The 7,728-nt window shown below is 66.1% G+C and carries 6 protein-coding genes; 4 read left to right on the forward strand and 2 right to left on the reverse strand.

The window, feature by feature from the left end:
* The coding region (locus A9W96_RS32715) for a hypothetical protein (protein ID WP_231999729.1) at window positions 1-223 on the reverse strand (223 nt) is incomplete at its 3' end.
* Here A9W96_RS32715 and A9W96_RS17995 point away from each other — a divergent pair.
* The 4 genes from A9W96_RS17995 to A9W96_RS18010 all read left to right on the forward strand — a co-directional run bounded on the left by A9W96_RS17995 (window position 222) and on the right by A9W96_RS18010 (window position 7,004).
* On the forward strand, window positions 222-2,822 hold the full coding sequence (locus A9W96_RS17995) for a LuxR family transcriptional regulator (RefSeq protein WP_067141769.1): 2,601 nt from the start codon (window positions 222-224) through the stop codon (window positions 2,820-2,822). The genes A9W96_RS32715 and A9W96_RS17995 overlap by 2 nt on opposite strands.
* A gap of 1,128 nt (window positions 2,823-3,950) precedes the next feature.
* Complete coding sequence (locus tag A9W96_RS18000; protein ID WP_067141772.1) at window positions 3,951-4,826, forward strand: hypothetical protein; 876 nt, start codon at window positions 3,951-3,953, stop codon at window positions 4,824-4,826.
* Between the two features lie 191 nt (window positions 4,827-5,017).
* Window positions 5,018-6,043: a GH25 family lysozyme gene (locus tag A9W96_RS18005; protein WP_067141775.1), complete on the forward strand. Its 1,026-nt coding sequence runs from the start codon at window positions 5,018-5,020 to the stop codon at window positions 6,041-6,043.
* Between the two features lie 37 nt (window positions 6,044-6,080).
* Window positions 6,081-7,004: a caspase family protein gene (locus A9W96_RS18010; RefSeq protein ID WP_067141778.1), complete on the forward strand. Its 924-nt coding sequence runs from the start codon at window positions 6,081-6,083 to the stop codon at window positions 7,002-7,004.
* A gap of 121 nt (window positions 7,005-7,125) precedes the next feature.
* Here A9W96_RS18010 and A9W96_RS18015 read toward each other — a convergent pair whose 3' ends face one another.
* The gene (locus tag A9W96_RS18015; RefSeq protein WP_067141781.1) at window positions 7,126-7,617 is read right to left on the reverse strand and encodes a hypothetical protein; all 492 of its coding nucleotides are present in this window, start codon (window positions 7,615-7,617) and stop codon (window positions 7,126-7,128) included.
* Between the last annotated feature and the right edge of the window lie 111 nt (window positions 7,618-7,728).

Raw genomic sequence — 7,728 nt, forward strand, 5'->3', positions numbered from 1 at the left:
CAAGGTCTACGAAGCATCCAGCACCTTCCGCCATGAGAAGAACGAGGTCCCCCTCCTTGAGCCAACTGTCGCCGACCTGCCCCGATAGCGGCGCCGGCCAGCTTCCCGCCTCCACCCGGGCCCACGCGGCGGAGGCGGTGAGCAGCGGGCGCAGCGTCAATTTGCGGTCCGCGGCCAGCTCCCTGGGCGACGGTGCGGATGCGGCCTTAGACTTTGCGTTCATGAGCAGCCAGTGGCAGTTGCTCGAACGCCCGCGGGAGCAGGCGACGATCCGCTGCGCGCTCACCGGCGACGGACAGCGTGGGGTTGTGCTCATCGGTCCCGCCGGCGTCGGTAAGACGACGCTCGCCCGCACCGTGGCCGCCACATTGCCGTCCGCAGTGCACTGGGCGGCGTGCACCGAGTCGTCCCAAACCATCCCGCTGGGCGCGTTCCTGCAGTGGGTGGGTTCCTCGGGCGCGCGCGACCCGATCGCGTTGCTGGCCGCGGCGCGCGAAAATCTGTTGGCCGGCGCCGAGCCGGTGGTCGGCGTCGACGACGCGCATTTGCTCGATCAGCTCTCGGCCACGCTGCTGCACCACATCGCCGCCGAACGCGCCGGGCGCATCGTGGCCACGGTCCGGAGCGGCGAAGCCGTACCCGATGCGGTCACCTCACTCTGGAAAGACGGCTACCTGCAGCGGTTCGACCTAGAGCCGCTGTCGAAGGACCAGAGCATCGCGTTGGTCGAATCGGTGCTGGGCGGCACGTTGGAAGGCCTGTCCGCCGATGTCATGTGGACGGCCTCCGGGGGCAATCCACTGTTCTTGCGGCACATGGTCGAAGGGGCGGTCGAAGCGCGCACCCTGACCGAGGTCGACGGTGTCTGGCAGCTGCGCGGGCCCACCGCCGTCTCGTCCGGCCTGGCCGAACTGCTGGAGAACCGACTTGATCGTGCCGGTGCCGATGCGCTGGGCGCGCTGAAATATCTCGCGTTGTGCGAGCCGCTGGACCTCGACGCGCTCGTCGAGTTGGCCGGTGAAGACGCCGTGGACGCCGCCGAGCTGCAGGGGCTCGTCCGCATTGTGCGCGACGGTCCCGTCCTCAACGCGCGCATCAGCCATCCGCTGTACGGGGATGTGGTGCGCAAGCGCACGGGTACCGCGTCTGCGCGACGGCTGCGCGGGCGCCTCGTGTCGGTGCTGTCCGGCCGCGAGATCACCTCTGCGGCCGACCGGATCCGCCTGGCACAACTGTCCGTCGACAGCGACCAGGTCGCCGATAACGGCCTGCTGGTCGCCGCCGCACGGGACGCTGTCTTTTTGGCCAACCTGCCGCTCGGGGAACGCTTGGCGCGCAGTGCAGTTGAGCACGGCGACGGGCTTCGCGCCGCCGAATTGCTCTCCCGCGCGGTGCTGTGGCAGGGGCGGCCGGCCGAAGCCGACGCGATCCTGGCGCAGTTCGAACCCGACGGCCTCGACGAGCTGCAGCTGGTTCGGTGGGGTATCCCGCGGGTGTCCACACTGTTTTGGTCGATGGGCGAAGTGGCACACGCCCAGGACATCCTGGCCGTGATGCGACAGCGGGTCACCCACCCCGCCCTGCGCCTTGTCGTGGAAGCCACTGGGGCGGCGATGGCGGTGCACCAGAACAAGATTGAGGAGGGCATCGCGGCCGCGGAGGCCGTCCTGGCCGATCCCACTGCGCCCGAGCAGGCCGTCGACTTCGCCGCGTTCGCCGCTGGCCTCGCCATGCCCGTCGCCGGGCGCGGCGCCAACTTCGAGCCGATCGCCGCACGGTGTCGCGCGGAACAGAAGCCCACCGACGGGATGATCCGTTGGATGATCCGGTACGGCGACATCCTGGCACTGGCGCACACCGGCCAACTGGATCTCGCCGATCAGCGGGTGGCCGACTACAGCAGGTTTTCCTCTCAGGGACAGTTCGTCGGTTGGGCGATCGCAAAAATCATGGCCGGCGTCGTCGCCGTCTACCGAGGAGAATTTCCTTCGGCCATCGCCTCATTCGAGCAGTCGCTCGCCGCGCTCAACGCCGAGAATTCCTTGCCGTGGCGGTTGCCGTGCCGGCTGCTGCTGGCCCGGGCGTATGCCGCGCTGGGCCGAACGGCCGAAGCCGAGCGGGTGCTCGCCGACGCCAACGAACACGCCGGCCCGCACCTCGCCTTGCACGAGCCGATGGCCATCATCGCCAAGTCGTGGCTCGCTGCCGCCCGCGGCGGTGAACGCACCGGAGTCGACCTGGCGCGTGCCGCCGCCGACACCGCCCATCGCGCAGGCCAATACGCGATCGAAGCCGAGGCCCTGCACCACGCGGCCCGCTTCGGGGACCGCACAGTCGCGGCTCGCCTGGGAGCGCTGGCCAAACAGGTCGACGGCACTCCGGCCCCGCTCTATGCCCGCCACGCGGCGGCGCTGGCCGGCTCCGATCCGCGCGCCCTGGACACGGTGAGCATCGACTTCGAGAACGCAGGTCTGCTGCTCTCGGCGGCGGACGCCGCCGCCCAAGCCGTCGTGCTCTATGACCGCGCCGGCCATAACCGACACACCACCGAAATAGCTGCGCGGGCACTGCGACTCGCCGGGGTGTGCGGCGGCGCCACCACGCCGGCGATCCGGGCCGCGGCCCGGCCCCTTCCGATCAGCTCCCGCGAACGTGAGATCGCCGCCCTGATCGCCGAAGGCCTGTCCAACCGCGAGATCGCCGACAAGCTGACTGTGTCCGTGCGTACCGTCGAAGGGCACATCTACCGGGCCTGCATCAAACTCGACGTCTCCGACCGCGACGAGCTGGCGGCCATCGTCGCGTGCAATAAGATCGGCTGACCGGGTTGGTTGCGGCGACACTACTCCAGCTCGCTGGTCGGCGCCGAGGCGTCATCGAGTAGTAGCCGGGCCTCAAGGGGCGCGGTCCCGCTCGCGCAGCTAGCCCGACCGCGCGGCGAGTCCCCGGTGTCAGGGACTCAATGGCGGCGGCTGCCCGTGAATTACGTTCGCGCGCCTAGTGTTTCGTATATCGCAGCCGCCGCCGGCCGAAACGAGGGGCGCCCTGCGAACACCCGGCCGCCGCTCCCGGATGTCTGATCGGCACCGCACAACCCCGTTTTCACATCGGGTAGTCGGCTACGCGTGTCCACAACACCGGTGGCTACCTAAGTTTCCTCATACACCAAATCCACGGGTACGAATCCAGCCCAGGGAGACGAAATGCTATTCAATCCAGCAACAGTGGCGCCCCACCGCGACGCGCCTACCCTCGCGGCGCCCGTATGGGCCGACCGCGCATCCGCTTGCCCAGTGCCGTCGTATCCACCTGTTGTGGGGGATAAGGTGACGGCGACGCCGGGCGCCGGGGGAGCATCGAACACCAACTCCGCTTCCCCGGCGCCCGTTCTCACCAGCGCGCCCGAGGCGATGTCCGCCTTCGGGATTTCCGATGTCGCGTCGCAGGCCACTGCGCGCCGGCATCGCTGGATCATCTCGCTCAGGCATCGGTTGTCGCAGCGCTCAGACGCCCCGCGCCGATCCTATCCACCACGGCGCCCCGCCTACCTCGAGCGCGCCGCAATGGCTCGCGCAATGGAACGACTGTGAACGGCCTAACGGTCGCCGGTGAGGGCGTTTTCCTGGTCATGGTCAGCATCGGCACCTACCACCTCTCCACATGGCTGGAGCGGTGGGACTACAAGCGCCACCGCGAGGACTGAGGCGGCCCCCTCACTGGGCCGCAACCCAGAAATCTGTTTCAGGATGATGACTTTCGATCGGTCCGCGGTACTGATCGTCGATGACGCTTTGGAGATGAGGCGACCGGTACTTTCTCAATCCGCGCGATTCGAGTAGTCCGCTACGCATGTTCCCCAACAAGAGCCGGCGTAGACCTAATCGCATCGACCCCGGGATTGCTCTCCCGACGATAAAACCTTCAACAACCTCAAAGAACGGAAAAGCGCAATGTCCAAATTGTCTCCAGGAACCTCGCAGGATCCTTTCGTCGCCTACGCCGACTGCATCCTCGAGGGAGGTACGCTTGCGTGGCGAAACAACAACCCGGGAAATCTGCTGCCGGGGAAACTCCCCTACAAGAACGCGATTGGCATCGATAAGCGTGGGCTTGCGATCTTTCCCGACTACAGCTCAGGATGGACGGCGCTGCACGACGTGCTGCGGTCCAATCTCTATGGCAGCCTTAGCATCACCGACGCAATGAAGAAGTACACCCCGGCCAGCGACCCCCGCAACGATCCCGTCGCGTACGCCGCCCGGATTCACCAGCTGACCGGCCTCGACACCACCCGGCTCGTCAAATCGTTGAGCGATGACGAACTCCAGAAAATGATGGGCGCCATCAAACAGGTGGAGGGCTTCACCGTGGGCACGATTCACCGCCCGACGGACTCCAACCTGACACCTCAACTGCGGGACCTCCTCGGCCTGACCAGCTCTTCAGACGCCTCGGCCCCCTCGGACACGTCGGGCGACTCGAACACCGTAGCAGCCTCGGACGGCTCCGAAACATCCAGTGCTACAGACAGTTCCGACGCCTCGGACGCCTCAGACAGTTCCGACAGTTCCGATACCTCGGACAGCTCGGACACGTCGGGCAATTCCGACAGCTCCAGCTCGCCGGATAGCACGGACAACACGGACGGTTCCGAAACGACCGACACCACAGACAATTCCGACACCTCCGATACCTCCGATACCTCCGATACCTCCGACACGTCGGACAGCTCGGACACGTCGGACAGCTCCGACAGCTCCGACAGCTCGGATGACTCCGGCTCGTCTGCAACACCGGAGCCGGAGCTCGCCGGCGCCGACAGCTAGGCCGGCCGAATGGGTGTGTGCACCCAGACGGTTAGGCCGCGGGTGCATCGTCCACCGGTAGGAGATCCGGTATCCCGCAGTGCCGGGTACCGGATCACCGGTCCGGACGGACCTCCCCGAAACCGAATACCTCGCCATAGACCCAGCGGCAGAACAACTGTCGCGCCCGAATCCGCGATCGAGGCATTGATATGACCGTACCTTGGGTCGTCGACCAGAACGACGACAACAGCGCCGACACCGACGCCGATACCAACATCGACGACAGCACCGATACTTCGGGGGACACCGATAGCAGCACAGACACCGGTGGTGACGTCATCGGCGACTCCCCCAGCGATACAGCTCCGGACGCCGACGCACCCAGCGACTCGGGAATCGACCCCCTCGAAGCGCCGGAACCCGAGCCACAGAAGTCCGGTACGACAGGCCCCGACACCGGCGCCGACACCACCGCGAGGGACTCCTCGACAGGAGCGGACGCGCCGTCGGCTGACCCAGGGCCGCCCTACCTGATCGTCGACCAGTATTCCGGCGACAGCGGAATGAACCCGCCCTGGAGCGCGCTGGTTGCCCAACCGCAGTTCTACGGCGCCATCATCAAGGCGTGGGAAGGCAATGCCTTCAACGACGGCGGATGGTTTGCGCAGAACTGGCCGGCGGTCAAAGATGCCGGCGGATCACGTTACGGCAGTAGCTGGTTCCGTGGCGCCTACCTGTTCCTCAAATTCGATACGGCCGGTGCCGATCAAGCCGCGGCGTACCTGCAGGCGGTCGACGCCGCCGGTGGGTGGGACCACGGTGACATCATGCCGATCATCGACGTCGAATTGGGCGGCGCGGCGAACACCAACCACCGTGCCAGCGCGCAGCAGGTAATCGACTGCGTCAGTGCCTGCGCACAGCAGCTCAAGTCCGAACTCGGAAGTCGCGTCATGCTTTACGGACGCGGCGCGATGCGCGACCTCGGCATCACCGACAAGATGGGCTGCGATGTGGCCTGGAACCCCAGCTACACCCCACAGATGGTCCGCCACGGCCTCGAGGCCTTCCAGCTCGACGAGATCGTCCTATGGCAGTACTGCGGCGACAACACGTCCTACATTGCCGGCTATCCGCACACCGTTGCGGGCTTCAACAAGATCGACATCAGCGTGTTCGTCAAGGGCGCCGCACGGCCCACACTCGACGATCTCCGAAACGCCGTTCTCAAGTAGTACGGCTGTAAGCTACTGAAATCCCCAGGAGCACACCATGACACACCGAGCAGTCATCGTCGGAGTCAATGACTACACCGCCCAGACGAGCCTGCCGCCCGGCTGGTCGGTGAGCAATCTCAACCGCTCGCTCGACGACGCCGACGCGATGAACACGCTCTTGAGCCAGAGTTTCAATGCCACGGTCATCGCGTCATTGACGGACGGCGCCGCCACGCGTGACGCCATCTACGCCGCGATCAGGAACCTGCTCGCGCAGAGTGACGCTGGGGATGTGGCGACGTTTTTCTTCTCCGGCCATGGGGGCCGGCTACCGGCCGATGACTCAAACCCGCAGCGCTACTACGAATGTTTCATTCCCGCGAGCGGTGCCCCGATCACCGACCTCGATCTGCATGCGTTGGCCGACTCGCTGCAGCCATCCTTCGTCAACTTCACCGTGATCCTCGACAGCTGCAATTCCGGCGGCATCCATGAGGGCACGCCCGACGAGCCGGTGAAGTCGGCGACCTACTCCGCCGATGTCGTGCGGTCCTGCGTCAGCACGATGTCCACGATCGTGCCCTGCGGCGTCCTCATCGACCCGGGGAGCACCGCATTCGACGGCAACGTTTCCCACGTCGTCGGCCAAGGCAATGGCGTGGTTTGCAGTGTCGACGACAACAAGGCTCTCGTCGCCGGGTCGAAATCGTGCGTGGTGGCGGCATGCCGATACGACGAGTCGGCGTGGGAGGCCGATACCCACAGCGCGCTCACCCAGGCATTGGTCAACGTCGTCGCGGCGTCGGGCGCCGACATCAGCTATCTCGATCTGATCGACAAACTTCGCGACGAGGTACAGAACCAGCTCGGCAGGTCGCAGACACCAACGCTGTTGGGCCAGCAGAACCGCATGGACGAGAACTTCCTCGCCGGCTGGAACACCTCCAAACCCGAGCAGTTCGATTACGCTGCCACCTGATGCCCGCCGAGCGGGGCGCGGATCACTGGGGTGTCATCTTGAGGCGTTCGCATTGGTCCACCCGCGCCCCGGATTGATACTGTGGGCCACAAGGACTCTGGGCATGCGTTTGATCGGCAGATCAGGAACCGCCCGCGTTGTCCTGCGCGGCGGGGTCTGAACCCGAGGCCGTGACCGAACCATCCGCGGAGGTGCTTTGCGGTCCGACAGCCGTCGGCGGCTGCACGAGATCGGGCGCGTCCGCCGGCGGGAGGACCGGCAGGTGGCTGCACAACAGCGCGACCACTTGCATGCCCGGTCGCGAATAGGTCCACGTCCCATCGGACGTGGTGCTCGAGGCACCCGCCAGCGAGAACGGACCGACAAAGCCATTGCCGCTCAACGACGCTTGGTCCTGGCCACTCCATTGCACCGAGATGTTGAGGTCTTTGACCACGACGATCGCGATCGGCAGCCCATATGTCAGCGCGGCGTCACCCTGGGTGACCGCTGCGTTCGGCGCCGGCAACAGCCCGCCCTTCGGCATGCCAGGCACGTACCAGTTGGGGTCGGCCAAGAAGACCCCGTCCCAGGTCGACACCCCTGCCGCCGCGAAGCCGATGGTCGCGGACATGTATTTGAAAGACACCGAGATGCTCGAGGTGGGTGGCGGGGACACACTCGCAACGGTTGGCGAGAAGGTGACGGATGTCTTCGTGCACGCGTTCGCAACCGGGAACTCCAA

This window comes from Mycobacterium sp. 1245852.3 (assembly GCF_001669335.1).
Classification (GTDB): domain Bacteria; phylum Actinomycetota; class Actinomycetes; order Mycobacteriales; family Mycobacteriaceae; genus Mycobacterium; species Mycobacterium europaeum_A.